At 60.7% G+C, this 25,003-nt stretch carries 25 protein-coding genes, 1 tRNA gene and 1 other RNA gene; 15 read left to right on the top strand and 12 right to left on the bottom strand.

Translation table 11 applies throughout. From position 1 onward, the window contains the following. Positions 1 to 29: 29 nt before the first annotated feature. Positions 30 to 338, bottom strand: a complete 309-nt coding sequence (locus EKL02_RS06560; RefSeq protein WP_128901301.1) for a c-type cytochrome — start codon at positions 336 to 338, stop codon at positions 30 to 32. 163 nt (positions 339 to 501) lie between these two features. Between EKL02_RS06560 and EKL02_RS06555 the strand changes: the two genes are divergently transcribed. The 5 genes from EKL02_RS06555 (at position 502) to EKL02_RS06535 (ending at position 4,980) form a co-directional block, all read left to right on the top strand. Continuing rightward, positions 502 to 729 carry a TIGR04438 family Trp-rich protein gene (locus EKL02_RS06555; protein WP_128901300.1) on the top strand — a complete coding sequence of 76 codons (228 nt, stop codon included), beginning with the start codon at positions 502 to 504 and terminating at the stop codon, positions 727 to 729. Between the two features lie 145 nt (positions 730 to 874). After that, the gene (gene lgt / locus EKL02_RS06550) at positions 875 to 1,690 is read left to right on the top strand and encodes a prolipoprotein diacylglyceryl transferase (protein ID WP_128901299.1); all 816 of its coding nucleotides are present in this window, start codon (positions 875 to 877) and stop codon (positions 1,688 to 1,690) included. A 16-nt stretch (positions 1,691 to 1,706) separates the two neighbouring features. Continuing rightward, entirely contained in the window at positions 1,707 to 2,480 is a 774-nt protein-coding gene (locus EKL02_RS06545) for an enoyl-CoA hydratase-related protein (protein WP_128901298.1), read from the top strand. Positions 2,481 to 2,527: 47 nt separating this feature from the next. Beyond that, the gene (locus EKL02_RS06540; RefSeq protein WP_128901297.1) at positions 2,528 to 3,433 is read left to right on the top strand and encodes a M48 family metallopeptidase; all 906 of its coding nucleotides are present in this window, start codon (positions 2,528 to 2,530) and stop codon (positions 3,431 to 3,433) included. A 23-nt stretch (positions 3,434 to 3,456) separates the two neighbouring features. Continuing rightward, positions 3,457 to 4,980, top strand: coding sequence for a malonyl-CoA synthase (locus EKL02_RS06535; RefSeq protein ID WP_128901296.1), 1,524 nt, complete (start codon positions 3,457 to 3,459; stop codon positions 4,978 to 4,980). Between the two features lie 3 nt (positions 4,981 to 4,983). Here EKL02_RS06535 and EKL02_RS06530 read toward each other — a convergent pair whose 3' ends face one another. The 6 genes from EKL02_RS06530 to EKL02_RS06505 form a co-directional block, all read right to left on the bottom strand. Next, complete coding sequence (locus EKL02_RS06530; RefSeq protein ID WP_128901295.1) at positions 4,984 to 5,787, bottom strand: sulfite exporter TauE/SafE family protein; 804 nt, start codon at positions 5,785 to 5,787, stop codon at positions 4,984 to 4,986. A gap of 21 nt (positions 5,788 to 5,808) precedes the next feature. Next, the gene (locus EKL02_RS06525; RefSeq protein WP_128901294.1) at positions 5,809 to 6,279 is read right to left on the bottom strand and encodes an EVE domain-containing protein; all 471 of its coding nucleotides are present in this window, start codon (positions 6,277 to 6,279) and stop codon (positions 5,809 to 5,811) included. Between the two features lie 122 nt (positions 6,280 to 6,401). Continuing rightward, a non-coding RNA gene (gene ssrS, locus EKL02_RS06520) (6S RNA) lies at positions 6,402 to 6,581 on the bottom strand. 46 nt (positions 6,582 to 6,627) lie between these two features. Next, positions 6,628 to 6,939 carry a cell division protein ZapA gene (locus tag EKL02_RS06515; RefSeq protein ID WP_128901293.1) on the bottom strand — a complete coding sequence of 104 codons (312 nt, stop codon included), beginning with the start codon at positions 6,937 to 6,939 and terminating at the stop codon, positions 6,628 to 6,630. Then, a complete protein-coding gene (locus EKL02_RS06510) occupies positions 6,936 to 7,151 on the bottom strand; it encodes a DUF904 domain-containing protein (protein WP_128901292.1) in 216 nt (71 codons plus the stop codon). The genes EKL02_RS06515 and EKL02_RS06510 overlap by 4 nt, the downstream gene beginning before the upstream one ends. 7 nt (positions 7,152 to 7,158) lie before the next feature. Then, complete coding sequence (locus tag EKL02_RS06505) at positions 7,159 to 9,597, bottom strand: EAL domain-containing protein (RefSeq protein WP_128901291.1); 2,439 nt, start codon at positions 9,595 to 9,597, stop codon at positions 7,159 to 7,161. A 412-nt stretch (positions 9,598 to 10,009) separates the two neighbouring features. Between EKL02_RS06505 and trxA the strand changes: the two genes are divergently transcribed. The 7 genes from trxA (at position 10,010) to EKL02_RS06470 (ending at position 16,477) form a co-directional block, all read left to right on the top strand. Then, positions 10,010 to 10,336 carry a thioredoxin TrxA gene (gene trxA / locus EKL02_RS06500; RefSeq protein WP_128901290.1) on the top strand — a complete coding sequence of 109 codons (327 nt, stop codon included), beginning with the start codon at positions 10,010 to 10,012 and terminating at the stop codon, positions 10,334 to 10,336. A 113-nt stretch (positions 10,337 to 10,449) separates the two neighbouring features. Next, complete coding sequence (gene rho / locus EKL02_RS06495; RefSeq protein ID WP_128901289.1) at positions 10,450 to 11,715, top strand: transcription termination factor Rho; 1,266 nt, start codon at positions 10,450 to 10,452, stop codon at positions 11,713 to 11,715. Between the two features lie 160 nt (positions 11,716 to 11,875). Next, positions 11,876 to 12,142, top strand: a complete 267-nt coding sequence (locus EKL02_RS06490) for a type B 50S ribosomal protein L31 (RefSeq protein ID WP_128901288.1) — start codon at positions 11,876 to 11,878, stop codon at positions 12,140 to 12,142. Between the two features lie 142 nt (positions 12,143 to 12,284). Then, positions 12,285 to 13,994: a glycosyltransferase gene (locus EKL02_RS06485; protein WP_128901287.1), complete on the top strand. Its 1,710-nt coding sequence runs from the start codon at positions 12,285 to 12,287 to the stop codon at positions 13,992 to 13,994. 3 nt (positions 13,995 to 13,997) lie between these two features. Continuing rightward, positions 13,998 to 15,359: an MATE family efflux transporter gene (locus EKL02_RS06480; RefSeq protein ID WP_128901286.1), complete on the top strand. Its 1,362-nt coding sequence runs from the start codon at positions 13,998 to 14,000 to the stop codon at positions 15,357 to 15,359. A gap of 79 nt (positions 15,360 to 15,438) precedes the next feature. Beyond that, positions 15,439 to 16,320 carry a PfkB family carbohydrate kinase gene (locus EKL02_RS06475; protein WP_241687807.1) on the top strand — a complete coding sequence of 294 codons (882 nt, stop codon included), beginning with the start codon at positions 15,439 to 15,441 and terminating at the stop codon, positions 16,318 to 16,320. Between the two features lie 72 nt (positions 16,321 to 16,392). Further along, positions 16,393 to 16,477 (top strand) — tRNA-Leu (locus EKL02_RS06470). Between the two features lie 73 nt (positions 16,478 to 16,550). On the opposite strand, the gene EKL02_RS06465 is transcribed toward EKL02_RS06470, so the two are convergent. The 3 genes from EKL02_RS06465 to EKL02_RS06455 form a co-directional block, all read right to left on the bottom strand. Further along, the gene (locus tag EKL02_RS06465; RefSeq protein ID WP_128901284.1) at positions 16,551 to 17,045 is read right to left on the bottom strand and encodes a Dps family protein; all 495 of its coding nucleotides are present in this window, start codon (positions 17,043 to 17,045) and stop codon (positions 16,551 to 16,553) included. An 82-nt stretch (positions 17,046 to 17,127) separates the two neighbouring features. Further along, positions 17,128 to 17,769, bottom strand: a complete 642-nt coding sequence (locus EKL02_RS06460; protein WP_128901283.1) for a trimeric intracellular cation channel family protein — start codon at positions 17,767 to 17,769, stop codon at positions 17,128 to 17,130. Continuing rightward, entirely contained in the window at positions 17,770 to 20,172 is a 2,403-nt protein-coding gene (locus tag EKL02_RS06455; protein WP_128901282.1) for a PBP1A family penicillin-binding protein, read from the bottom strand. Between the two features lie 146 nt (positions 20,173 to 20,318). Between EKL02_RS06455 and EKL02_RS06450 the strand changes: the two genes are divergently transcribed. Beyond that, on the top strand, positions 20,319 to 21,212 hold the full coding sequence (locus EKL02_RS06450) for an HTH-type transcriptional regulator ArgP (protein ID WP_128901281.1): 894 nt from the start codon (positions 20,319 to 20,321) through the stop codon (positions 21,210 to 21,212). Here the strand turns inward: EKL02_RS06450 and EKL02_RS06445 are convergent. Next, positions 21,209 to 21,529: a multidrug efflux SMR transporter gene (locus EKL02_RS06445; RefSeq protein ID WP_128901280.1), complete on the bottom strand. Its 321-nt coding sequence runs from the start codon at positions 21,527 to 21,529 to the stop codon at positions 21,209 to 21,211. The two genes, EKL02_RS06450 and EKL02_RS06445, sit on opposite strands and share 4 nt — an antisense overlap. Positions 21,530 to 21,940: 411 nt before the next feature. Here EKL02_RS06445 and groES point away from each other — a divergent pair, with 411 nt between their 5' ends. Together groES and groL are read left to right on the top strand one after the other, a co-directional pair. After that, positions 21,941 to 22,231 (top strand): co-chaperone GroES, encoded by a 291-nt coding sequence (gene groES, locus EKL02_RS06440; protein WP_128901279.1) that lies wholly within the window; start codon positions 21,941 to 21,943, stop codon positions 22,229 to 22,231. A gap of 39 nt (positions 22,232 to 22,270) precedes the next feature. Further along, positions 22,271 to 23,923 (top strand): chaperonin GroEL, encoded by a 1,653-nt coding sequence (gene groL, locus EKL02_RS06435; RefSeq protein ID WP_128901278.1) that lies wholly within the window; start codon positions 22,271 to 22,273, stop codon positions 23,921 to 23,923. 117 nt (positions 23,924 to 24,040) lie between these two features. Here the strand turns inward: groL and ylqF are convergent, their stop codons facing one another. Then, positions 24,041 to 24,961, bottom strand: coding sequence for a ribosome biogenesis GTPase YlqF (gene ylqF / locus EKL02_RS06430; RefSeq protein WP_128901277.1), 921 nt, complete (start codon positions 24,959 to 24,961; stop codon positions 24,041 to 24,043). Positions 24,962 to 25,003: the final 42 nt, after the last annotated feature.

The following is a 25,003-nucleotide window of genomic DNA, read 5'->3' as shown; positions in this document are numbered from 1 at the left end:
GCTTTTTTTGGCAAAACCATGCTGGACGATTACTTCTGCGCCAGGACCCACTTGACCAGCGTGCGGGCTTCCGCCTCGGTGACTTGGGGGTTGGCCGGCATGACTGCCGTGCCCCAGACGCCGCTGCCGCCCTTCTGGACCTTTTTCACCAGCTTGTCTTCGGCATCTTTCTGGCCGGCGTACTTGGCGGCGACTTCCTTGAAGCCGGGGCCGATGATCTTGTTGGCGACGGCATGGCACGCCATGCAGTTTTTGGCTTTTGCCAGGTCAGCATTGGCCAGGGCCATGTTGGATGCCAGCGCCAGCGCAACGCCACCCAATAACAGGGAAACCTTCATGATTCTCTCCATTTAAAGAACACAAACATTGTAATCCGTACGGCGGATAACTATACATCCTTTGTAGTAACAACGAGTAACAACGGTACAAATCCAACTCGGTTGACACCGACATTGACCGCAGGGGGTTTTCCCTTATATGCTTTGTGGCAAGGAGAACATCATGCCCATTATCATTCTTATCGTTGTGCTATCGGCCCTGAAATATTTCGAAGTGAGCTTCGTCGAAAATCTGTCCTGGTGGTGGATCATTGGCTTGTTTGGGGTGGCATTCATCTGGTTTGAATTTCTCGAAAGGATCTTCGGCCTGGATAAGCGCAACGCGCACGAGCAACTGGAAAAACAACGCCAGGAACGGGTCAAGAAAGCGTTCGACACAAAAAAGCGCTAATCCTCCACAAGCATGCAGTAAAAAAGGCCGGTTCCGGCCTTTTTGCTTTTACGCTGCCCGGCACGCCGACGGCACTGCCATGGTTGGAATAGCATCGGGAGTTGTGCCACAATTCGTGGCAATTCAGAAAACGAAAGTGGAAACCATGCTGACTCACCCGCTACCCGACCCGATCGCCTTTTCGCTCGGCCCGCTGGATATCCGCTGGTATGGCCTGATGTACCTGGCCGCGTTCGCCCAGTTCATCCTTCTGGGCCGCCTGCGCATGCGTCAGCCGCACATCGCTGCCGCCGGCTGGAAAAAGGAAGACCTGGACGACATGCTGTTCTTTGGCGTGCTCGGGGTTGTCTTGGGTGGCCGCCTGGGTGAAGTGCTGTTTTACCATCCGGCCTATTACCTTTCCCATCCGCTGGAAATTTTCGCCGTCTGGAAAGGCGGCATGTCCTTCCATGGCGGTTTTCTCGGCGTCCTGGTGGCCATGTGGCTGTGGTGCCGCAAGGTGCACCGCAACTGGTGGGAGGTGCTGGACTTCATCGCCCCGATGGTCCCGCTGGGATACGCTTTCGGCCGCATCGGCAATTTCATCAATGCGGAATTGCCGGGGCGCGTTGCCGACGCGACGCTGCCCTGGGCGATGATCTGGCCGAACGTCGACAACCTGCCGCGCCACCCCTCGCCGCTCTACCAGGCCGCCGTCGATGGCGTGCTGCTGTTTGTCATTCTGTGGCTGTTCGCCCGCAAACCGCGCCCGACCATGGCGGTTTCCGGCATGTTCTCGCTGCTGTATGGCTGCGCGCGCTTTTTTACGGAATACTTCCGCACGCCGGATTATGAAGTCGGTTTCGCCGGCATGTCGATCTCCGCCGGCCAGATGCTATCGCTGCCGATGATTGCACTGGGCATCCTGCTGCTGGTGCTTGCCTACCGCAATCCGCGCAGCGCAGCGGCAATGCCGGGCTGAACCGCCGGAACTTGACATGTCAGAAATTCGCCTCGTGACCAGCGGCGCCATTGCCACGGTGACGCTATCCAATCCCGGCAAGCTCAACGCCATCAGCATTGCCATGTGGGATGCCCTGGCAAAACTCTTTACGCAGCTGTCGCAGGAGGAGCAACTGCGCTGCGTGATCGTGCGCGGCGAGCAGGGCAACTTCGCCGCCGGCGCCGACATCGAGGAATTCCCGGCGCAACGCGGCACCATGGAACAGGGCATTGCCTATCATCGCGACACCATTGCGCACGCGCTGGATGCGATCGGTGACTGCCTGCACCCGACCATTGCCGCCATCGAGGGCGTTTGCGTCGGCGGCGGACTGGAGATTGCGTGCGCCTGCGACTTGCGCATCGCCGCGCCGGATGCGCGCTTCGGCATCCCGATCAACCGCCTGGGTTTTGCGCTGGCGCCGGACGAGTTGCGCCGCCTGCTGCAACTCGTCGGCGGCGCCACGGCGCTCGAAATCCTGCTGGAAGGGCGGATATTCGCGGCGGCCGAAGCACAGCAAAAAGGCTTGCTGCACCGTGTCGTCGATAATGTGCCGGACGAGGCGCAAGCGAGCGCCCAACGCATTGCCCGCGGCGCGCCTCTGGCTGCACGGCTGCACAAGCAACTGATACGCAGGCTGACAGCGCAGGCAAGCCCCTTGAGCGAGCAGGAATATGGCGCGGCCTTCGCCATCCTGGGTTCGCAGGATTATCACGAAGGCGTGCAATCTTTCCTGAACAAGGGCACGCCGGCCTTCACCGGAAAATAAGAAAAGTGCGCCATCGCGCTTACATCAGGGAAAAAATGGAAAGCCCGATGCAAATAAAAAAAACGTTATCTCGCGCGTCTGCCGCTGCACTTGCCTGCCTGCTCCTGGCCTGCGCCTCCTCAACCAAACCGGGCGTTGTCGGCATCACGCGCCAGCAATTCCTGATGGTGCCGGCAGCCACCGTCGAAAAAATGGCGCTGGTCAGTTATGCGCAGCAAAACCAGAAGGCCAGGGACGACGGCCAGCTGATCACCTCGGGGCCGGAATACGAGCGCCTGGAGCGCATTGCCTTGCGCCTGCGCCAGCATGTCGAGATCTTCCGCGAAGACACGCGCGACTGGAAATGGCAGCTCACCCTGATCGATGCGCCGGTAATCAACGCTACCTGCGCACCCGGCGGCAAGATCACCTTCTACACCGGCATCGTGCGCAAGCTGGCGCTGACCGACGATGAAATCGCCGCCATCATGGGGCATGAAATCGCCCATGCCCTGCGCGAGCACGGCCGCGAGCGGATTTCGCAAGCCTATGCGCAAAACATGCTGACTGGCGTGGCGCTGGCCGCCACCAACAACAGCAACCAGATTGCGCTGGCCAACCAGTTCGCCCACTACCTGTATACGCTGCCCAACTCGCGGCAGAATGAAAGCGAGGCCGATGCGGTCGGCCTGGAGCTGGCCGCACGCGCAGGCTACGACCCAGCCGCGGCGATCGGCCTGTGGAAGAAGATGGCGGCGGAATCCGGAGAAAAGAGCCCGCCGCAATTCCTTTCGACCCATCCGGCGCCGGCTACCCGCATCGACGAAATCAGCGCCCTGCTGCCCAAGGTCCTGCCGCTGTACCAGGCGGCTCACAGGCCCGAGCCGCTGCCACCGGCCAGCGAGGCAGGTGCCCCGCCGCCAGCGCCGGCGGCTGCGACAGCCGCCAAGCGCCCAACCAGGAAACCCAAATAGTTACTCACCGTTTTTTATCAGCCATGCAAAACGCCAACCTCTACGCCCTGTTCGAATCGCGCTTCCCGCAAGACAAATCCGCCTGCGCCATTGAAACCCACGACGGACTGTACTATTCCTGGCGCGACGTCGAGCGCGCCACCGCCAAGATGGCCAACCTGCTGGCAAGCCTCGGATTGCCGCCGGATGCGCGCATCGCGGTGCAGGTCGAAAAATCGGCGGAGGCGCTGATCCTGTATCTGGCAACGCTGCAGGCAGGGTACGTCTATCTGCCGCTTAACACCGCTTACCGCGCCGCCGAAATCGAGTATTTCATCGACGATGCCGAGCCAGCCGTGGTGGTGTGCGCGCCGGGCAATTTTGGCTGGGTTTCCAAGATCGCCTTCCAGTCCGGCACGAAGCACGTCTTTACCCTTGGCGAGGCGCGCGACGGCACCCTGCTGGAACGCGCCAACCACTTCCCTGACAGCTTCGCCACCGTGCGCAAGCTGCCTGACGACATGGCGGCAATCCTGTATACCTCGGGCACCACCGGGCGCAGCAAGGGCGCCATGCTCAGCCACGACAACCTGGCCTCCAACGCACTGGTGCTGCACGAGTACTGGCACTGGCAGGAAGGCGACGTGCTGCTGCATGCGCTGCCGCTGTTTCATGTGCATGGCCTGTTCGTGGCTTCGCACGGCGCCCTGCTCAACGGCAGCAAGATGATTTTCCTGCCGAAGTTCGATGCCGCAGAAATCCTGCGGCACCTGAAGCGCACGACGGTCTTCATGGGCGTGCCGACCTATTATGTGCGCCTGCTGGCCGAACCTGGCTTTGACCGCGAAGCCTGCGCCAACATGCGCCTGTTCATCTCCGGCTCGGCGCCGCTATTGATGGAAACCTTCAGGGAATTTGCGCAACGCACCGGCCACACCATCCTGGAACGCTACGGCATGAGCGAAACCACCATGCAGGCGTCCAACCCCTACGATGGCGAACGCGTCGGCGGCACCGTCGGCCTGCCGCTGCCAGGGGTAGACATCCGCGTGGTCAAGGGCTCGCCGGCCGGCGAACTTGCGCCATGCGCGGTCGACGAGATCGGCGATATCCAGGTCAAGGGGCCGAATGTTTTCCATGGCTACTGGCGCATGCCGGAAAAAACCGCGGAAGAATTTACCGCCGATGGCTATTTCAAGACCGGCGACGTCGGCAAGCTCGACAGCCACGGCTACCTGTCCATCGTCGGCCGCAGCAAGGATCTGATTATTTCCGGCGGGTACAACGTCTATCCCAAGGAAATCGAATCCTTCATCGATGAAATCGACGGCGTGGTCGAGTCCGCCGTGATCGGCGTGCCGCACCCGGATTTTGGCGAAGCCGTGACCGCAGTGGTCGTCACCCGTCCTGGCGCGCAGCTGCAGGAGTCGGCAGTCGTCGCCGCGCTGAAGTCGAAGATCGCCAACTTCAAGGTGCCCAAGCGCGTGCATTTCGTCGCCGACCTGCCGCGCAATACCATGGGCAAGGTACAGAAAAACGTCTTGCGCGAACAGTTCAAGGACGGTTAAGGCTTACCGGAAGGCGTGGTAGGCCATGTAGGCGGCCAAGACGTACAGCACCACTGCAAAGACTTTCTTCAGGGTCTTGACTGGCAGGCTGTGCGCCGTCAGGGCGCCCAGCGGCGCGGTCATCACGCTGGCGGCCGCAATCACCACCAGTGCCGGCAGATACACGAACCCCAGCGAGCCGGCCGGCAAGCCGGGGGCATTCCAGCCATGGAACACGTTCGACAGTGTGCCGGCGAGCGCGATTGGAAAGCCCAGCGCGGCGCTGGTGGCGACGGCGTTATGGATCTTCACGTTACACCAGGTCATGAATGGCACCGAAATGAAGCCGCCGCCGGCCCCCACCAGGCCGGCCAGCGTGCCGATGACGCCACCGGCGGCAAACATGCCCGGCGCCTTGGGCAATTCGCGCGCCGCAGCCGGCTTCTTGTCAATCAGCATCTGGGTCGCCGATAGCGCGACGAAAACGGCAAAGAAAGCCGCCAGCGCCGCAGAATTCATTTGCGCGCCAAGCCAGGGACCGATCCAGGAGCCGATCAGGATGCCGGGTGCCAAGAGCGCCACCACCGGCCAGAGCACGGCGCCGCGCTTGTGGTGCGCGCGCACCGACGACAAGGACGTAAACATGATGGTCGCCAGCGAAGTGGCAATGGCGACGTGGACCGTATATTCAGGCGCGAAACCCTGCGTTGCCAGGATATAAGTCATGAACGGCACCTGCAGCATGCCCCCGCCGATCCCCAGCAAGCCGGCCGCGAATCCGACAAAGGCCCCCAGCGCCAGCAGCGCAACAATCAATCCAAGATCCATTAATTATTCTCGTAATTCAGGTTAGAAACTAGAAGGCATGAGGTGCCCGGTAATGAAACGCCACTGCGCCGGGGTGACCGGCGTGATCGACAGGCGGCTGCCGCGCTGCAAGATGACCATGTCGGCCAACGCCTCCTCGGTCCGCAAGGTTGCCAGCGGGATCAGCGGCGTCTTTTGAATGGCGCGCACATCCACCAGCATCCAGCGCGGCGCTTGCGGCGTTGCCTTGGCGTCGTAATACTTGCTGGCCGGGTCGAACTGGGTGGGATCGGGATAAGGCGTGCTGGCCACTTCGGCAAGGCCGGCAATGCCAGGCTCGGCACAACTGGAATGGTAGAAAAGGATGCCGTCGCCGATACGCATGGCGTCGCGCATGAAATTGCGCGCCTGGTAATTGCGCACGCCGGTCCAGGCGATCGTTTTTTCCGGCGCGGCAAGCGCATCGTCGACGCTCACTTCGTCCGGCTCGGATTTCATCAACCAGTACTGCATTTACCGATATTAGATATATGGTGTTGGGGACAGAGTAACTCGCCAAGATTGGCTCGCAAACTCTTTCCCGCAATTTGTAGGATAAAAAAAAACGGTTGCATTTGCATGCAACCGCTCTGGAATAAAGACCCGCCTGTGCCGCTTTGCCGGCATCCTGAACCACGAGGTTCAAGTTGGCCACAGTTAGTTCAATTTCGGGTTCATCGGACTAGCGATGATCACGCCCATCGAACGAAATTCCGCAGCCTATGCACAAAAATGGTTCAAGGAATATATGACAATCGCGAACACGGCAGGAGACTTGAGTCTACCTGAACTGGGCGGCTTGTCAAACACTTTTGGGGAAGATTAAAAAAGATTTTCCTGTGGAGTCAGGGCACTGTCGATCACGGTATGCATGGCGACAATCTGGGCCTTGACCTCGGCCAGGCTCATGCCAGACAAGGGGCCATCCGGCGAGCGGGTGGACAGGAATTCCGCGGCAATGCCCAGCGCCGCCATGACGGCAATACGGTCATTACCCTTGATCTTGCCGGCATCGCGGATCACGCACATTTTTTCATCCAGGTAGGCGACGGCCTGGAGCAAAGTCGCCTCCTCGCCTTCCTTGCAGGCCAGCTTGTAGGTCTGGCCCATGATGACAACATCAAGCTGGGTCATGCGGATTCCTCGTCTTGCACCAACGCAGGAATACTTTCGAGCAAAGTCGCCAGTCGCTGGTGGGCTTCTTCCATTCTGCGGGTCAGCTCGGCATTTTCCGCCGCGAGCACGACCGCGGCCTGGCGCAAAACGGTATTTTCCAAGCGCAAGGATTGCGCCTGGGCTGCCAGTTCGCTGACTTTTGCAGAAAGTTGTTGAAAATCGGAAATCATCCCACCACTATAGTGGTGCAAGCGAATTGCCGTCAATAGATTCAAGGACTTGGGCGTTTTTTTTCAACAATAATGCAAACTGCTCGGCTGGCATCGGCCGGCCGAAATAATAGCCCTGGATCTGGTCGCACCCGAGTTCGCGCAGGAATTCGCAGGCTTGCGCACTATCCACGCCTTCTGCCAGCACCTTGAGGTCCAGCATTTTCGCCAGCCCGATGATGGCGCGCGTAATTGCCTGGTTATCCGGAATTTCCATGATATTGCGAATGAACGACTGGTCGATCTTGAGCTTATCGATCGGCAAATCCTTCAGATAACTGAGACTGGAATAGCCCGTACCAAAATCGTCGATGGAAAGGCAGACGCCCATTTCCCGCAGCAAGCCCAGGTTCTTGTTGACATCATTGAGCAAGACGCTTTCCGTGACTTCGAGCTCCAGCATGCTGGCAGGTAAGCTGCTGTGTTGCAGCGCCTGGGCCACCAGGCCGGCAAACCCCGGCTGGCGGAACTGATGTGCCGAGACATTGACCGCCACCTGTATGGGCTGCAAACCTGCATCCTGCCAAGCGCGGCTTTGCATGCAGGCGGTATCGAGGGTCCAGGCGCCGATTTCCAGGATCAGGCGGGTTTCTTCCGCTAAAGCGATGAAGCTGACCGGCGAGAGCAAGCCTTTTTCCGGATGCTGCCAGCGGATCAGGGTTTCGGCACCGATCACCCGGTTGGTGGCAAGTTCGATTTGCGGCTGGTAATACAGCGTGAATTCCTTCAGGTGCATTGCCTTGCGCAATTCGTTTTCCAGGGTCAGGCGATTGATGGCCCCGGCATTGATTTCGCGCGAAAAAAACTGCACGCCGCAGCTGGTCTCCTTGGCGCTGCGCATCGCCACTTCCGCATACTTGACTGCGGTCGGGGCATCCTGGCAGTCGGGCGGGCACAGGCAGGCGCCAATACTTGCGCCCAGCGTCACCTTCTGGTTCGCCACCATGTATTCCTGGCAAAGATGCGCCCGGATATTGTCTGCGATTGCGGCCGCCTGCTGGGAAGAACCCAGTCGCGTCAGCACGCAAACGAATTCATCGCTGCCCAGGTGCGCCACCATGTCCTTGACTTCCACGCATTCCTTCAGGCGATGCGCCACATCCATCAGCAGCATGTCGCCGGCCGCGTGGCCCAGCGAATCGTTGATGATGCGAAAGCGGTCGAGATCGATGAACAGGACGGCAAGGAGCGTGCCTGCCTTCCTGGATTCTTCCAGGCATTGTGCCAGGCGCTTGTGCAAGAATCGCCGGTTGGGCAATTTGGTTAGCTCATCGTGATGTGCAAGATAGTCGATATATTGGCTGCTGGCGCGCATTTCCCTGTCGCGCCGTGCCAGCGCCTCGGTCATGTTATCGAAGTGATGCGCCAGTTCGCCAATCTCGCCAGAGGTGTCTTCCAGGCGGGTGCGCGCCTGCAGGTTGCCCTTGGCGACTTCCTGCGCCGCATCGATGAGCTGGTTGACCGGCCGGATCAACAGCCGCTTGCTGGCAACCCAGGTGCCGATCAGCGAGAGCAGCGCCAGTGAAAACAGGGCGCCCAGGTTGAGCGACAGGGACTTGAGCGCAGGCGCTGCCAGGCTATGCCGGTCCAGTCCGATGATGGCATAGAATACGGCGCGCCCTTCATGTATTGCCGGTGCGATGGCAAACAGGCGCGCAACGCCATCCGTATCATCGGCTTCGATCAGGTGCGGCTTGCCGGAAAACATGCTGGCACGCAGGGTATCGGATGCAATCTGCTTGCCGATTTCGGCTTGCCTTCCCGACTCGGTCGCCAGCACGATACCCTGGTGGTCGACGATGGAAACCCTGGCGCCCATGGGCACCCCGAGCCCATGCGTGAGCGAGGCGAACGCTTCCATGCGCACGGCGGTCGCCACCATGCCGACGACGCGGTCGCGCGCCCCGCCCGCTTCAAGAATCGGCATGATGAAGGCAACCGACGGAATATTCGTGACACGATTGGTCAGGTAGCCGGCGGCGACAAACCTTTTTTCCTGCGTTACCAGCTCAAAATACGGACGGTCGACCACGCTGATCAGCGCCTTGCCAGGTTTGCCGGTGCAAACGATATTGCCTTTCATGTCGATGATGGAAAAGGCCTGGTAATGCGGGTAGCGCCGCCCTATTTTTCCCAGGTAGTTGTTACACGCGAGCATGTCATGACTCTTGATGAACGGCGCTTCGCTGATGGCTGTCAGCAAATCCTGGACCCCCTGCACGATATTGCGTTCGTTTCCGGCGGCAAGCTGCGCCAGCTCGAGCAGGTTCTTGCCTGCTTCGGCATAGCCGCGCTTGTACGCATTCCAGCTTTCAAAAATGAACAAGCCGGCGGCCGGCAAGGCCGCCAAAAGGATAATCAGCGCCAGGCGAAAACGTATCGTAAAAAAGTTGTTGCGAACGTACATGTCTGGATTCTGGCCTTGTCATTCGCGCCGACACCGTCGGGCAGGTGGCTCCCCCGTGGAATTGATTGTTTTTTTATTATTGTATTCTTATTCTATTCCTGCGCTCCGCGTTTGCTGTAACGAGCTGTAACAGCGCTTATCGCGCGATTTTTTGGGATTTCTCCTGTTGCATCCCGTCTTTTATGCTTAACATTGTGAAAAATGCAGTGCAAGTGCACACATCCCATGAAAATAGGTTATGATTTATTGAATCTCCCGCCGCATTACCTCTTGCTGGATCTCCAAACGGTTTGAATTCTCGCAAGACGTCCCCATTTCGTTGTTGTAATCCGGCTGCGTTGCAGGCACACTCCGGCGAAATCTGGTTGCCGGGCGCAAAATAATTCTTTTTTCCCCTCATATCGAGGAAACCATGAGCGACAATATCAAATACATTTCCGATGCCTCCTTCGAAGCGGACGTCCTGAAGTCCGACAAACCCGTGCTGGTCGATTTCTGGGCCGAATGGTGTGGTCCCTGCAAGATGATCGCGCCGATCCTGGAGGAAGTCGCCAATGAATACGCCGGCAAGGTGCAGATCGCCAAGATGGACGTCGATGCCAACCAGGCAGTGCCTGCCAAGTTCGGCATTCGCGGCATCCCGACGCTGATCCTGTTCAAGAACGGCGAACCGGCAGCGCAAAAGGTTGGCGCCCTGGCCAAAGGCCAGTTGACCGCATTCCTCGATAGTAATATTTAATAGCCAGTGATACCCGGCAGCGATGCGCCCGCATCGCTGCTGATTTAACAAACCGAATCACACCACGCAGTCCCCTCCCCCACCCATCACCTTCCCATCCCGGGATACACACTATGCATTTATCTGAACTCAAGGCGTTACACGTTTCCGCCCTTCTCGATATGGCCATCGGCCTGGAAATCGACAATGCGGCGCGCCTGCGCAAGCAGGAACTGATGTTCGCCATTCTGAAAAAACGCGCCAAGACCGGCGAACAGATTTTCGGCGACGGCGTACTTGAAGTCTTGCCCGACGGCTTCGGCTTCCTGCGCTCGCCCGACGCCAGCTACATGGCCTCCACCGACGACATCTACATCTCGCCGTCGCAGATCCGCCGCTTCAACCTGCACACCGGCGACTCGATCGAAGGCGAAGTGCGCACCCCGAAGGATGGCGAACGCTACTTCGCCCTGGTGAAGGTGGACAAGGTCAACGGCGAATCGCCCGAAGCCTCGAAACACAAGATTCTGTTTGAAAACCTGACGCCGCTGCACCCGAACCGGGTGATGAATCTCGAACGCGACATGCGCGGCGAGGAAAACACGACTGGCCGCATCATCGACATGATCGCGCCGATCGGCCGCGGCCAGCGCGGCCTGCTGGTGGCGTCGCCGAAGTCCGGCAAATCGGTGATGCTGCAGCATATCGCGCATGCCATCACCACCAACCATCCGGACACCACGCTGATCGTGCTGCTCATCGACGAGCGCCCGGAAGAAGTCACTGAAATGCAGCGCTCGGTGCGCGGCGAAGTCGTGGCATCGACGTTTGACGAGCCCGCCACGCGCCACGTGCAGGTTGCCGAAATGGTGCTGGAAAAAGCCAAGCGCCTGGTGGAAATGAAAAAAGACGTGGTGATCCTGCTGGACTCGATCACCCGCCTGGCGCGCGCCTACAATACCGTGATCCCTGCCTCCGGCAAGGTGCTGACCGGCGGCGTCGACGCCAATGCATTGCAGCGCCCGAAGCGCTTCTTCGGCGCCGCGCGCAATATCGAGGAAGGCGGCTCGCTGACCATCATCGCCACTGCCCTGATCGAAACCGGCAGCCGCATGGATGACGTGATCTACGAAGAATTCAAGGGCACCGGCAACATGGAAGTGCACCTGGAGCGTCGCCTGGCCGAAAAGCGTGTCTATCCGGCCATCAACCTGAACAAGTCCGGCACCCGCCGCGAGGAATTGCTCATCAAGCCGGACCAGCTGCAAAAAATCTGGATTTTGCGCAAGTTGCTGTACGGCATGGATGAAATCGAAGCGATGGAATTCATCCTCGACAAGATGAAGGCGACCAAGAACAATGCCGAATTCTTCGACATGATGCGTCGCGGCGGCAGCTAAACCCGCATTCGGCTTGCGCTTTTTGCGGTTCTGGCGCAAGCCGCTGATTTCATTGTATAATTTTGTGCTTTACCAACTGGCAAGTGATCGACAATCGGGTCAAGAAGCAGTACGACCGCCGAAGTGGCGATTGGCTACCAAACATTCAGAGAGAAAAACCATGAAACAAGGCATTCACCCGGATTACCGCGAAGTCGTTTTCCACGACCTCTCCTGCGATTTCAAGTTCGTCACCCGTTCGACCATCCACACCCGCGAAACCATCAATTTCGAAGGCAAGGACTATCCCCTGGTGAAGATTGAAGTCTCGGCAGAATCGCACCCGTTCTACACCGGCAAGCACAAGATCGTCGACACCGCCGGTCGCGTCGACAAGTTCCGCAAGAAATTCGGTTCGGTCGGTTCCAAGACCCAGGTCGCTGGCTGATCAAGCCGCTTCCAGCAAAAAAGGCAGCTGCGGCTGCCTTTTTTTATGCCGCCATGGCGACCCGCCAGTACTTTGCGGCACAATACGCCTGATTCTGCGCCGATTGCGCGCTGCATAACAACAAGTAAATCGCCCACGCCCCATGAAGCCCGTCCGCCTGCCTGCCTCTGCAACCAACGCGCTGCCGCGCTGGGGCTTGTTCCTGCTTTGCCTGCTGTACATCCTGTCCGGCCTGATCGGGCGCGACCCCTGGAAAAACGAGGACGCCGCCGGCTTCGGCATCATGTGGACCATGGCCCATGGCGGCTGGCAAGACTGGCTTTCGCCGCACATCGCCGGCCTGCCGATGCCGCAGGAAGGCCCGCTGGCCTACTGGATTGGCGCCGTGTGCATACAACTGTTCGGCTGGCTGTTTGGCGACGCGCTGGCCGCGCGCATCGCCACCGTGCTGTTCTTCCTGCTCGGCTCGTCCGCAGTCTGGTATGGCGGTTACCTGCTGGGACGCCGCAGCGAGGCGCAACCGTTGCGCCTGGCCTTTGGCGGCCAGCCGGAACCGAAAGATTATGGCCGCACCCTGGCCGATGGCGCGCTGCTGATCTACCTCGGCTGCCTGGGCTTGCTGGTGCACAGCCATTCCTCCAGCGCCAATGCCTTGCAGGTAGCGATGGTGGCGCTGGCGCTGTATGCGACAGCGCGTTACTTCGACAGCCGTTCCAGCCGCGCGGCGCTTTTGCTGGGTGCGGTGCTGGGCCTGCTGGCGCTGACACGCGGCTGGCTGGTGCCGCTGGCCCTATGGCTGGGACTGGTCGTCCTCGACCTCGCCCGCAGCCGTAAAATACCCTTGCAGCTGCTCGGCCTGACCCTGCCTGTTGCCCTCCTGCTGGGCGGCTCCTGGGCCGCCGCCGCGCAATGGCTGCAACCCTTCGATAGCTCGCCCGTCGCCGACTGGACCGCCTGGAACCTCGAACACCTGAACCTGCCGCAATGGCCCGCCTTGAAATACCTGCTGTCCAACGGCATCTGGTTTTCCTGGCCGGCATGGCCGTATGCCGCATGGGCAGTCTATGCCTGGCGCAAGCAATCGCTGCCGCTGCATATCGCCCTGCCGCTGGTTTTTTGCATCATGCTGGCAGGCCTGGCCTTGCTGTATCCGCGTTCGGACGAAGGCGCCCTGCTGCCGCTCTTGCCGCCGCTTGCAGTGCTGGCGGCCTTCGGCCTGCCAACCATGAAGCGCGGCGCCATCAATGCGGTCGACTGGTTCTCGGTGATGATCCTCACTTCCTGCGCCGGCTTCATCTGGCTGGGCTGGATCGCCAAGCAGACCGGCTGGCCCGCGCAGCTCGCCAAAAATGCCTTCAAGCTGGCGCCGGGCTTCAAGCCGGAATTCAACCTGCTCGCCATGCTGATCGCGGTGCTGGCCACGATCGGCTGGATCCTGCTGGTGCACTGGCGCATTTCGCGCCGCCCCTCGGTATTGTGGCGCGCCGTCGTGCTCTCTTCCGGTGGCGTGATCCTGTGCTGGCTGCTGTTGATGACGCTGTGGCTTCCCTGGGGCAACTATATGCGCAGCTATGCAGGCGTCGCCCACGAAATGGCTGCCGCGCTGCCCACCCAAAGCTGCATCGCCAGCACGGTGACGCCCGCCCAGCGCGCCTCCTTTGCCTACTTCAGCAAGGTTCCCTTCGATCGCCTGGACCGCACGCCCTGTGCTTACCTCCTGCTCCCTGGTAGCGTGCGCGGCAATGCCGAAGCGCAGATCGAACGCGCCGGACAAAAGTGGCGGCTGGTCTGGGAAGGCCACCGCGCCGCCGACCGCAACGAACGTTTCCGCCTGTACCGACGTAGCGACTAAAAAATGAACACGCAAGTGTCGCGGCGTCCGGCAACGCAGATCGCCGCGCTGGCCTGGCCGATCCTGGTCGGCCAGCTGGCCGTGATCGCCAATGGCGTCCTCGACACTGCCATGACATCGCGCTACTCGGCAACCGACCTGGCGGCGCTGTCGATTGCCGTTTCCATTTACATCAGCGTGTTCGTCGGCGCCAATGGCGTGCTGTACGCGCTGGCGCCGATCGTCGGCCAGCTGTATGGCGGCGGCCGCTTCGAGGCAATCGGCGCCGAAATCCGCCAGGGCGTGTGGCTGGCCCTGTTTCTGACTGTCGGCGGCTGCCTGATCCTGGCCTTTCCCCAGCCGCTGCTGGGGCTGGCGCAAGCCTCGCCCGAACTCAATGCCAAGGCCAGCAACTACCTCCAGATACTGGCACTGGCGCTGCCGGCCTCGCTCGGTTTTCGGGTCTACGGCGCCTTCAATAATGCCATTGCCCGCCCGCGCGCGGTCATGGTGATCCAGGTTGCCGCGCTGGCGCTGAAAGTGCCGCTCAATGCCCTGTTCATTTTCGGCGGGCTGGGTTTGCCGGCAATGGGCGGCCCGGGCTGTGCGCTGGCCACCGCAATCACCGCCTGGATGGCGCTGGTGGCGGGCTGCGCCATGCTGCGCTGGTCACCCGCCTACCGGGCATTCGGCCTCTTTGGCGCCGGCTTCGGCGCGCCGCGCTGGGATGCCCAGCGCACCCTGCTGCGCCTCGGCATTCCGATGGGCCTGAGCTACCTGATTGAAGTCTCGGCCTTCACTTTCATGGCATTGTTCATCGCCCGCCTGGGTGAAACCGCCGTCGCCGGCCACCAGGTCACCGCCAACTTCACCACCGTGCTGTACATGGTGCCCCTGTCGATTGCCAGCGCCACCGGCACGCTGGTTGCCCATGCGCTGGGCGCGCGGGATACTGCGGCTGCCAGGCGCATCGGCAATACCGGCATCCTGCTGGCGGCAGGCATCGCCGGGGCCGCCGCCTTCGCCGTCTGGCTGGCCAAGGGTGCGATCGTACGCGCCTACACGCCGGATCCTGTCATCATCGCCGCCGCCATGCCGCTCTTTGCCTTTGTCGGCTTTTACCACTTTTTTGACGCGCTCCAGGTCAGCGCCGGCTATGTCCTGCGCGCTTACAAGATCACCCTGGTGCCAACCGCCATCTATGCGGTGATGCTCTGGGGCGTCGGCCTGGGTGGCGGCTATCTGCTGGGCTTCGACTTGGCGGGCCTGGCGCCGCTCTTGCCTGCGGGTGCTGCCGGCTTTTGGCTGGGCAATACCGCCAGCGTGTTGCTGGCGGCGATTTTCCTGCTGTGGCATCTGCGCAGCGCGCAGAATAGAATGCGGTAAAGCCGGTCGCATGCCAGCCGCAGCGTGAAGAAAAGGATAAAGCATGGGAATACGCGTTATATGCCTTGGTAATACGACCTTGGACAAGGTCTGGCCTGTGCGTGACTTGCCCGCTGGCGGCGGCAAGTATCGCGCCAGCGATTACCTCGAAGTTGGCGGCGGCATGGCAGCCAACGCCGCCGTTGCCGCCGCCAGGCTGGGCGCCGACTGCGCTTACTGGGGCCGGGCCGGCGATGACGAGGCTGGCCTGGCGATGCAGCGGCAACTAGTGGACTACGGCGTCGACGTGAAGCAATTTCGCCTGATTGCCGGCGCCCGCTCATCGATTTCGGCCGTGATCGTGTCGCAGGATGGCGAGCGCATGATCGTCAACTACCGTGGCGCAAACATCCCCGACGACACGTCCTGGCTGCCGCTGCAACGCGTGATGGAAGCTGCCGCCATCCACGCCGACATCCGCTGGGTCGAAGGCGCCTCTGCCATCTTTGCAGCAGCCCGCAGCGCCGGCATTCCCACCGTACTGGATGGCGAAACTGCCACCGAAGCGGCATTCGCAGCAGTGCTGCCCTGGACCGACCATGCGATTTTTTCAGAGCCGGGACTGCGTTCCTTTGCCGGTGCAGACAGCCTGCATAACGATGCCAATCGCCGCGCCGCGCTGGCAAAGGCACGCGCGCTCGGCTGCCGTGTTGCCGCCGTTACGCGCGGCAGCAGGGGCACCCTGTGGCTGGACGGCGAGGGTTTTCATCAACAGGCGTCATTCGCCGTGACCGTGGTGGATACGACCGGCGCCGGCGATGTCTTTCATGGCGCCTATGCGCTGGCGATGGGCGAAGGCCAGAGCGTGGCGCAAGCCATGCGCTTTGCCAGCGCGGTAGCCGCGCTCAAATGCACGCGCCAGGGTGGCCGGGCTGGCATCCCCAGTCGCGCCGAAGTGGACGAATTTCTGGTGCGGCAATAGCCCTCTTTCAGGTAAGGCGAAACGCCCGCCTGTTGCTATGGGAAGGCAAATCGGCGATAATGTTGCTCTTATGCCCGGGTGATGAAATTGGTAGACGTAGGGGACTCAAAATCCCCCGCCGCAAGGCGTGCCGGTTCGAGTCCGGCCCCGGGCACCAGAACAATGCAAAAACCCCTTGATTACTCAAGGGGTTTTTGTTTTTTCGTCCGCAGAAAACTTCCGTCCTGGTATCAGTCTTCCAGCACGCTGCGCAGCATCCACGCTGTTTTTTCATGCACTTCCAGGCGCTGCGTCAGTAAATCCGCAGTCGGCTGGTCATTGGCGGCATCGACCACGGGGAACAGCTTGCGGGCCGTGCGGGCAGTTGCTTCCTGCGCAGAGACCAGCAAACGGACCATCTCTTCTGCCTTGGGCACGCCCTCGACTTCCTTGATGGAAGCCAGCTTGACGAATTCCTTGTAGGTGCCAGGCGCCGGATAGCCCAGGGCGCGAATCCGCTCGGCGATCAGGTCCAGGGCATTCCATTGCTCGGTGTACTGGACCATGAACATCTGGTGCAGGCTGTTGAATTGCGGGCCGGTGACATTCCAGTGGAAATTGTGGGTCATCAGGTACAGGGTATAGCTGTCTGCCAGCAAGGACGACAGGCCCTGCACGATTTTTTCGCGGTCGCCGGCCTTGATGCCGATATCGATCGCTGGAATCTTGGTTTTTTTGGCTGCCATATTTTTCTCCCGGTTAAAAACTTCAGTTTATCGCAGGGCGTAGAAAATTACCGCCAGGACATTGATTTCGATGTCCGGCAACCTAAACCGGATCGCCTTCCTCGCCGCCGGAATGGGTCGCTGCGTCGAACACCGGCAGCCCGAGCGCATACCGGATGGCGATCAGGCGAAATGCAAAGCCGGCGCCGATGGCAATGGCGGTGGCAAGGTCGCGGTCGACATCGAAATGCAGCATGCCCACATACAGCACGCCGGTGGCCAGGGAAACCGTGGCATACAGGTCGCGCTGCAATACCAGCGGCACCTGGTTGCACAGGACGTCGCGCAGCAGGCCGCCAAAGACGCCGGTCACCATGCCCATCAAAACGACGACGGCGACGTGCGCGCCGGTGGTGGCGGCAATATCGCAACCGATGACGGTAAATGCCACCAGCCCCATGGCATCCAGAATCAGAAAAGCGGATTTCAGGCTCTGCAGCCGACGTGCGAGCAAGGCGGCACAGACCGCCGCACCGATCGTAAAGAGCAGATACTCCGGATGCGCTACCCAGCCTAATGGGTAGTGACCCAGGATCATGTCGCGGATCGACCCGCCACCCAGCGCCGTCACGGTCCCGACCACCGCAAGGCCGAACAGGTCGAATCGCCGGCGCATGCCCATGAGCGCGCCGGTTGCGGCTTCGGCGGTGATCGCAATCAAATAAATGATATGTAGCAAGGTCATTCAGCTTTTTCCTATTGCTTGTCCTAAATCCGACTGCGCTTCGAGATTCGGAAAATCGATGATCTCCTCAGCCGTCGCTCCCGAAGCGGACTGGCTGGCGGGGCCTTTCACAGCGGCGCATTCGAATGGACTCCGCGTAAATGCATTGCCATCACTGGTGCAGTGGCCCGCCAGGTACTTCTCCAGGAATTCCTGATAAACGTAGTCATCCGCGCGTTGCGCCAGATCCGGCGGCATGGCGCGTTCCGACTCGGGCCGCCCGGCGATGGCTACCTTCATGTATTCCGTCCAGACCGGCAATGCCAGGGTGCCCCCGGTGGATTTGCCAAGGCTGCGCGGCTGGTCGTATCCCATCCAGACGACCGAAGCCACCCCCGAGGAATAGCCGGCGAACCAGACATCCCGGGCATCATTGGAAGTGCCGGTCTTGCCGGCGATGTCCTCGCGCCCGAGCGCGGTCGCGCGGCGCCCCGTGCCGTGCTGCACCACGTCGCGCAACATGCTGTCCATCACGTAGGCGTTGCGTGCGGAAATCGCCTGATCGCGCGGCGATGCCTGTTCGGCCTGGTAGAGCACACCGCCATCCCGTTCGCGCACCGCGGTAATCAGGCGCGGCTGGACCAGTGCGCCGCCGTTGGCGAAAACCGCGTAGGCCTGGGTCAGTTGCAGCGGCGTGACCGCGCCGGCGCCCAGCGCAAGCGGCAGCCTGGGCGGATTGAGTTCTGCGATAAAGCCGAAGCGCGTGGCGAATTGCTGCACGTACTCGACGCCGGCCGCCTGCATCAGATTGACGGCGACCAGGTTTTTTGAGCGCGCCAGGCCGCGCCGGGCCGAAATGAAGCCTTCATAGTTGTTGCCGTAATTGCGCGGGCGCCAGGCCTTGCTGCCCCGCGCCTGTGGCGTGACCACGCGCTGCGTATCGTCGACCAGGGTGCCCGGGAAGTAACCTTTTTCCAGCGCCGCGGAATAGACGAAAGGCTTGAAAGTGGAGCCGGGCTGCCGCACTGCCTGGACCGCGTGATCGAATTTGTTCAGCGCAAAATCGAAGCCGCCGGTCAAGGCCAGGATCTCGCCGGAATGCGCATCCATGGAGACAAGCGCGCCTTCCATCCGCGGCAAGTCTTTCAGACGCCAGCCTTTGGCGCCGTCATGCATGATGCGGATCACGGCGCCGGGCTCGATACGCTTGCGTGCGGGAGCGCCAGGCTCTAGCGCCGCAAGGACGCCGCGTCCGAGCGACTTGCGGGAAACCCGGACGATGGTGCCATCGCGCAGCGCGGCGGCGATGCCAGCCGGATCGGCAACCTCCAGCACCAGGGCCGCATGCAGGTTGCCGCTGTCGCGATAATTCCGGAGCGCGGCACGTATCTCGGCTGGCCGGTCGCTGGCGGGCACCGGCTGGACGCGCCCCTCCGGCCCCGTGTAACCCCGGCTTTCCTGGGCCTCCAGCAAGCCGCGCCGCAAGGCGTCGGTGGCAGCGAGCTGTTCGCGCACGCCGATCGTGGTGGTCACATCCAGCCCAAGCGAATAGGCATCCTCGCCGTACTGCGCGACCACCATTTGCCTGGCCTGTTCGACGGCATAGGCAGCGGCCCGCACGACCGAGCGATACTGCGGCCGCAGGACCAGTTCCTCGGCAAGGGCCTGCCGGTATGCCTGCTCGTCGAGATAGTCCAGCTCGCGCATGCGCTTGAGAATATATTGCTGGCGAATGATGGCCCGCTCGCGATTGGCAACCGGATTGTAGGCCGAGGGCGCCTTTGGCAGACCTGCGAGCATTGCGGCTTCGGCCGCGCTCAACTGGTCGAGCGTCTTGTCGAAATACACCGCTGCGGCCGCGGCGTAGCCGTAGGCGCGCTCGCCGAGGTAGACCTGGTTCATGTACAGCTCGAGAATCTTATCCTTGCTGTAGACCGATTCGAGCTTGTAGGCCAGCAGGACTTCCATGATCTTGCGGTGGTAAGTCTTTTGCCGGCTCAGGAAAAAGACGCGGGCCACCTGCATCGTGATGGTGCTGGCGCCCTGCGCATGGCCGCCGGCCTTGAAATTGCTGACGGCCGAGCGGGCCAGTCCGATGAAATCGACCGGCCCGTGTTCATAGTAGCGCGCGTCCTCGATGGCCAGCAGCGCCTGGCGCACCTTGAGGGGAATGCGTTCAAGCGGCACAAAGTCGCGACGCTCTTCGCCATATTCGCCGAGCAGGTTGCCATCCCTGTCATAAATGCGCAGCGGCAGCACCGGCTCGTAGGTGGCCAGATGGTCGACCGCCGGCAGTTCACGCCATAGCTGGCGAATCACATAGGCGCCGCCAATGGCAGCACCGAGGGACAGCCCGATCAGCAGGCCGGCGGCAAGCTTCAGCATGGTGCGCAAGCGCGATGGACTGGTAGCGGTAAGGTTCATTGCTCGGGGCGGCAAATATGACAGATGTCATACGGGAATCAACGCATATGGGCTTGGGAGAACTTCACGATTTTGCTTGCCTTCCCGCCATTTTGAAATAAGATTAAGCATTTCTTCATTTAGATTAAATTTTTTAATCTTATAAAATGCACCTCGATCCCAAGCAGACAGATGCGTTTCAGGCGGTTGCCGAGTCAGGCAATTTTGAGCGTGCCGCAGTCAAGCTGAATCTGACACCTTCGGCGGTATCGCAACGCGTGCGCGCCCTGGAGACGGCCATCGGCGCCGCGCTCATCTTGCGCACCCGCCCTTGCCGCACCACACCGGTTGGCCAGCGCCTGCTGCAATACTTGCGGCGCGCGATGCTGCTGAAGGCGGACCTGGAAGCAGAGCTGCTCAATTCGGAAAGCGGCGCAATCACCGTGTCGGTGGCGTTGAACGCAGACAGCCTGGGGACCTGGTTTTTTCCGGCGCTGGCAGGCTTGCTGGTGAAGGAACAGCTCATCCTCGAACTGATCGTCGAAGACCAGGACCATACCTATGAATTGCTGGAAACAGGGATGGTGGCCGGGTGCGTCAGCACCGTGGCGCGGCCGATGCGCGGCTGCGGCGCCGAACTGCTCGGCACGATGCGCTACCGGCTGATGGCGAGCGCATCGTTTCGCCAGCGCTGGCTGCCCAAGGGATTGACGCGCGACGCTGCGCGGCGCGCGCCGGTAGTGGCTTATACGCGCAAGGATACCCTGCAGTCCAGCTTTCTGCTGTCGCGCCTGGGCTTGCCCGAAGGCGCCTATCCCTGCCATTATGTGCCCGGCATCGAAGCCCATTTCGCTGCCGTGCGCCACGGCCTGGGCTATGCGATGGTACCGGAATGGCTGCTTGCCGCCGCAGGCGCAGAGAAAGATCCCCTGGTCGACCTGGCGCCCCGGCATCCAACCGATGTCGCGCTCTACTGGCATGCCTGGAAGGTCCAGTCCCCGCGCATGGAAGCCATGTCCAGCCAGATCGTCGCGGCGGCGCGCGGGATACTGCGGCGCTAGCCGGTAGTGGAAAGTTTCATCAATACGAGGCCGCACACAATCAGCGCCGCAGCGGCCACGCGGGTCATGGTCAACGGTTCGCCAAGCGCGACCACGCCCACCACAAATGCGCCGAGCGCGCCAATGCCGGTCCAGACGGTATAGGCGGTGCCAAGGGGAAGTGTGCGCATCGAAAACGATAGCAAAACGACACTGGCGATCATCATGACCACGGTCACGACGGAAGGAACAAGTCGCGTAAAGCCGTTTGACTGCTTCATGGCATACGCCCAAACGATTTCAAATATCCCGGCAACCACCAACCAAATCCAAGCCATTGCGGCCCTCCTTTTGAAAGAGCCGGGCCGTCCCGAGCATTATTCCCGTCTTTGGGGGGAGGTCGTTCCTCCTGAGAAATAAAATATGCCGCAGCAAGCACGCCGAACTGCCAAGGCACGGCCGCCATGATATCCCAACAGGATTGTATTCGCACCCAGTCTACCGGGATTCAAAGCGAGCGCTCCAGCGTTATTGTTAAGAGTTAAGCGACTCTCGACTGGAATAATCCGCCACTCTTGACTTGAAAAAAGCACACCTCGCCCATATACTTAGCACTCGTTAGGGGAGAGTGCTAACAACGCTTCCCTGGCCTTCCAACTTTTGCGTCGCGCAGGCTGCATCGTGAACTTCACGGTTTGTGGCATGCCTGCGGAAAATTATCACAACCTATTGAATTTTAAGGAGTTTGTATGAACCTTCGTCCTTTGCACGATCGCGTCATCGTCAAGCGTCTGGATCAGGAAACCAAAACCGCATCCGGCATCGTCCTTCCTGAAGCCGCTGCAGAAAAGCCGGATCAGGGTGAAGTGCTGGCCGTTGGCAATGGCAAGATCCTGGACGACGGCAAGGTCCGCCCGCTCGACGTCAAGGTCGGTGACCGCGTCCTGTTCGGCAAGTATTCCGGCCAGGCCGTCAAGGTTGCCGGCGAGGAACTGCTGGTGATGCGCGAAGAAGACATCATGGCGATCGTCCAAAAGTAATCTGGCCTCATACGAATTTCCCAATTAAGGAGTTACAACATGGCAGCTAAAGACGTAGTATTCGGCGATTCCGCCCGTCACAAGATGGTTGAAGGCGTAAATATCCTCGCCAACGCAGTCAAGGTTACCCTGGGCCCGAAAGGCCGCAATGTCGTGCTGGAGCGCTCGTTCGGCGCCCCGACCGTGACCAAGGACGGTGTCTCGGTCGCGAAAGAAATCGAACTCAAAGACAAGCTCATGAACATGGGCGCGCAAATGGTCAAGGAAGTCGCTTCCAAGACTTCCGACAACGCCGGTGACGGCACCACCACCGCAACCGTGCTGGCACAAGCCATCGTGCGCGAAGGCATGAAATACGTTGCCGCCGGCATGAACCCGATGGACCTGAAGCGCGGCATCGACAAGGCAGTGACTGCCGTCGTCGCTGAACTGAAGAACATCTCCAAGCCTTGCACCACCACCAAGGAAATCGCCCAGGTCGGCTCGATCTCGGCCAACAGCGATTCCTCGATCGGCGAGCGCATCGCTGAAGCCATGGAAAAAGTCGGCAAGGAAGGCGTCATCACGGTTGAAGACGGCAAGTCCCTGAACGACGAACTCGACATCGTCGAAGGCATGCAGTTCGACCGCGGCTACCTGTCGCCGTACTTCATCAACAATCCGGAAAAGCAAACCGTCCTGCTGGAAAGCCCGTTCATCCTGCTGTTCGACAAGAAGATCTCGAACATCCGCGATCTGCTGCCGGTGCTGGAACAAGTCGCCAAGGCTGGCCGTCCGCTCTTGATCATCGCTGAAGACATCGAAGGCGAAGCGCTGGCCACCCTGGTGGTCAACAACATCCGCGGCATCCTGAAGACTTGCGCAGTCAAGGCACCTGGCTTCGGCGACCGCCGCAAAGCCATGCTGGAAGACATCGCCATCCTGACCGGCGGCCAGGTCATCGCTGAAGAAGTCGGCCTGACCCTGGAAAAAGTCACCCTGAACGATCTGGGCCAAGCCAAGCGCATCGAAATCGGCAAGGAAAACACCACCGTCATCGACGGCGCTGGCCAGGCTGCCAACATCGAAACCCGCGTCAAGCAAATCCGCGCGCAAATCGAAGAAGCGACTTCGGACTACGACCGTGAAAAGCTGCAGGAACGCGTTGCCAAGTTGGCAGGCGGTGTTGCCGTGATCAAGGTTGGCGCTGCCACCGAAGTCGAAATGAAAGAAAAGAAAGCCCGCGTTGAAGACGCGCTGCACGCAACCCGTGCTGCCGTGGAAGAAGGCATCGTTGCCGGCGGCGGCGTGGCCCTGCTGCGCGCACGTAACAGCGTGACCGTCAAGGGCGACAACCCTGACCAGGACGCAGGCATCAAGATCGTCCTGCGCGCCATCGAAGAGCCGCTGCGCATGATCGTCACCAACGCCGGTGAAGAAGCTTCGGTCGTCGTCAACAAGGTCCTGGAAGGCTCGGGTAACTTCGGTTACAACGCCGCCAACGGCACCTATGGCGACATGGTCGAAATGGGCGTGCTGGATCCAGCCAAGGTGACCCGTTCGGCGCTGCAAAACGCCGCTTCGATCGCCGGCCTGATGCTGACCACCGATTGCATGGTGGCCGAGCTGGTCGAAGACAAGCCGGCAGCTGGCGGCGGCATGGAAGGTATGGGCGGCATGGGCGGCATGGGTGGCATGGGCGGCATGATGTAATTTGCCGGCCGGCCCGGCGAGGGATGCATTTTCCTCGCCTGCCCCGAAAATAAAAAAGCCTGCAAGGTTTGCGCCTTGCAGGCTTTTTGTTTGCCTATCTTCGTCGTGGAGCCGGACTCAGTCGTCGCGATCCGTCTCTTCTTCCGGCTCGGCCGCCAGCCCCAGGCTTTGCGGAGCTTGGTAGCTCGCCAGCAGCGCCGCACGGCTGTCGGGCGTCTCCAGGCTGATCCGGCCAAGCGCGCCACTGCGGTAATCCTGCAGGAAGGTGTGCGACGCCTTTTCATAGTCGAACTCGCCACCCTTTTGCCGGAAGCCGCGCTTCTTCGCCACGCCCTCGACCACGTCGACCGCATCGATGCCTTCGCCACTGACACCGTAGCGCGTGAAAAGCAATTGTGGATAGCGTTCCAGCACCACGCCGGCGAGGAAGGTGGCAACTTCTTCCTCGATCAGCGCATTGCTGCCGATGGCGTGGCTGGCGGCCAGCATCAGGCCATCGGTCGGATGGGCAATCTTCGGCCACAGCATGCCGGGGGTATCGACCAGCACCATGTTATTGCCCAGGTACAGCCGCTGCTGGGTCTTGGTGACCGCCGGCTCGTCACCCACCTTGGCGACGCGTTTTTTCAGCAAGGCATTCATCAGCGTTGATTTGCCGACGTTGGGAATGCCCATGATCATGATGCGCAATGGCTTCAAGGCTGTGCCGCGGTGCGGTGCGATCTTCAGACACAGGCCCGGGACCTTGGCAACATCGGCTGGATTCTTGCAGCTCAGCGCTACCGCGTGCACATTCTTTTGCTTGTTGTAGAAATCCAGCCAGGCCTGGGTTGCGGCCGGGTCGGCCAGGTCGGCCTTGTTAAGGATTTTCAGGCAAGGGCGCTGCCGGAACACCCGCAATTGCTCAATCATCGGGTTGCAGCTGGCCTGCGGCAGGCGGGCGTCGAGCACCTCGACCACCATATCGGTCTTTTCCATGGTTTCGGCCGCCTGGCGGCGGGCCGAATTCATGTGACCGGGGAACCATTGTATGGACATGTGACGCTTTTCGAACGGGATCAAGGCGCTATTCTACCCGTT

The organism is Janthinobacterium sp. 17J80-10, from assembly GCF_004114795.1.
Taxonomy (GTDB): Bacteria; Pseudomonadota; Gammaproteobacteria; order Burkholderiales; family Burkholderiaceae_D; genus Paucimonas.
This window is presented reverse-complemented; position numbering and strand designations above follow the sequence as displayed.

What these genes read in the sequence shown, in the direction of transcription:
- EKL02_RS06505 (WP_128901291.1), bottom strand. Translation starts at nt 9,597, where the DNA reads ATGTACGTTCGCAACAACTTTTTTACGATACGTTTTCGCCTGGCGCTG.
- EKL02_RS06490 (WP_128901288.1), top strand. Translation starts at nt 11,876, where the DNA reads ATGAAACAAGGCATTCACCCGGATTACCGCGAAGTCGTTTTCCACGAC.
- groL (WP_128901278.1), top strand. Translation starts at nt 22,271, where the DNA reads ATGGCAGCTAAAGACGTAGTATTCGGCGATTCCGCCCGTCACAAGATG.
- EKL02_RS06545 (WP_128901298.1), top strand. Translation starts at nt 1,707, where the DNA reads ATGTCAGAAATTCGCCTCGTGACCAGCGGCGCCATTGCCACGGTGACG.
- ylqF (WP_128901277.1), bottom strand. Translation starts at nt 24,961, where the DNA reads ATGTCCATACAATGGTTCCCCGGTCACATGAATTCGGCCCGCCGCCAG.
- EKL02_RS06510 (WP_128901292.1), bottom strand. Translation starts at nt 7,151, where the DNA reads ATGATTTCCGATTTTCAACAACTTTCTGCAAAAGTCAGCGAACTGGCA.
- EKL02_RS06540 (WP_128901297.1), top strand. Translation starts at nt 2,528, where the DNA reads ATGCAAATAAAAAAAACGTTATCTCGCGCGTCTGCCGCTGCACTTGCC.
- groES (WP_128901279.1), top strand. Translation starts at nt 21,941, where the DNA reads ATGAACCTTCGTCCTTTGCACGATCGCGTCATCGTCAAGCGTCTGGAT.
- trxA (WP_128901290.1), top strand. Translation starts at nt 10,010, where the DNA reads ATGAGCGACAATATCAAATACATTTCCGATGCCTCCTTCGAAGCGGAC.
- EKL02_RS06455 (WP_128901282.1), bottom strand. Translation starts at nt 20,172, where the DNA reads ATGAACCTTACCGCTACCAGTCCATCGCGCTTGCGCACCATGCTGAAG.
- EKL02_RS06465 (WP_128901284.1), bottom strand. Translation starts at nt 17,045, where the DNA reads ATGGCAGCCAAAAAAACCAAGATTCCAGCGATCGATATCGGCATCAAG.
- EKL02_RS06525 (WP_128901294.1), bottom strand. Translation starts at nt 6,279, where the DNA reads ATGCAGTACTGGTTGATGAAATCCGAGCCGGACGAAGTGAGCGTCGAC.
- EKL02_RS06460 (WP_128901283.1), bottom strand. Translation starts at nt 17,769, where the DNA reads ATGACCTTGCTACATATCATTTATTTGATTGCGATCACCGCCGAAGCC.
- EKL02_RS06535 (WP_128901296.1), top strand. Translation starts at nt 3,457, where the DNA reads ATGCAAAACGCCAACCTCTACGCCCTGTTCGAATCGCGCTTCCCGCAA.
- EKL02_RS06480 (WP_128901286.1), top strand. Translation starts at nt 13,998, where the DNA reads ATGAACACGCAAGTGTCGCGGCGTCCGGCAACGCAGATCGCCGCGCTG.
- EKL02_RS06560 (WP_128901301.1), bottom strand. Translation starts at nt 338, where the DNA reads ATGAAGGTTTCCCTGTTATTGGGTGGCGTTGCGCTGGCGCTGGCATCC.
- EKL02_RS06555 (WP_128901300.1), top strand. Translation starts at nt 502, where the DNA reads ATGCCCATTATCATTCTTATCGTTGTGCTATCGGCCCTGAAATATTTC.
- lgt (WP_128901299.1), top strand. Translation starts at nt 875, where the DNA reads ATGCTGACTCACCCGCTACCCGACCCGATCGCCTTTTCGCTCGGCCCG.
- EKL02_RS06485 (WP_128901287.1), top strand. Translation starts at nt 12,285, where the DNA reads ATGAAGCCCGTCCGCCTGCCTGCCTCTGCAACCAACGCGCTGCCGCGC.
- EKL02_RS06515 (WP_128901293.1), bottom strand. Translation starts at nt 6,939, where the DNA reads ATGACCCAGCTTGATGTTGTCATCATGGGCCAGACCTACAAGCTGGCC.
- EKL02_RS06530 (WP_128901295.1), bottom strand. Translation starts at nt 5,787, where the DNA reads ATGGATCTTGGATTGATTGTTGCGCTGCTGGCGCTGGGGGCCTTTGTC.
- EKL02_RS06450 (WP_128901281.1), top strand. Translation starts at nt 20,319, where the DNA reads ATGCACCTCGATCCCAAGCAGACAGATGCGTTTCAGGCGGTTGCCGAG.
- rho (WP_128901289.1), top strand. Translation starts at nt 10,450, where the DNA reads ATGCATTTATCTGAACTCAAGGCGTTACACGTTTCCGCCCTTCTCGAT.
- EKL02_RS06445 (WP_128901280.1), bottom strand. Translation starts at nt 21,529, where the DNA reads ATGGCTTGGATTTGGTTGGTGGTTGCCGGGATATTTGAAATCGTTTGG.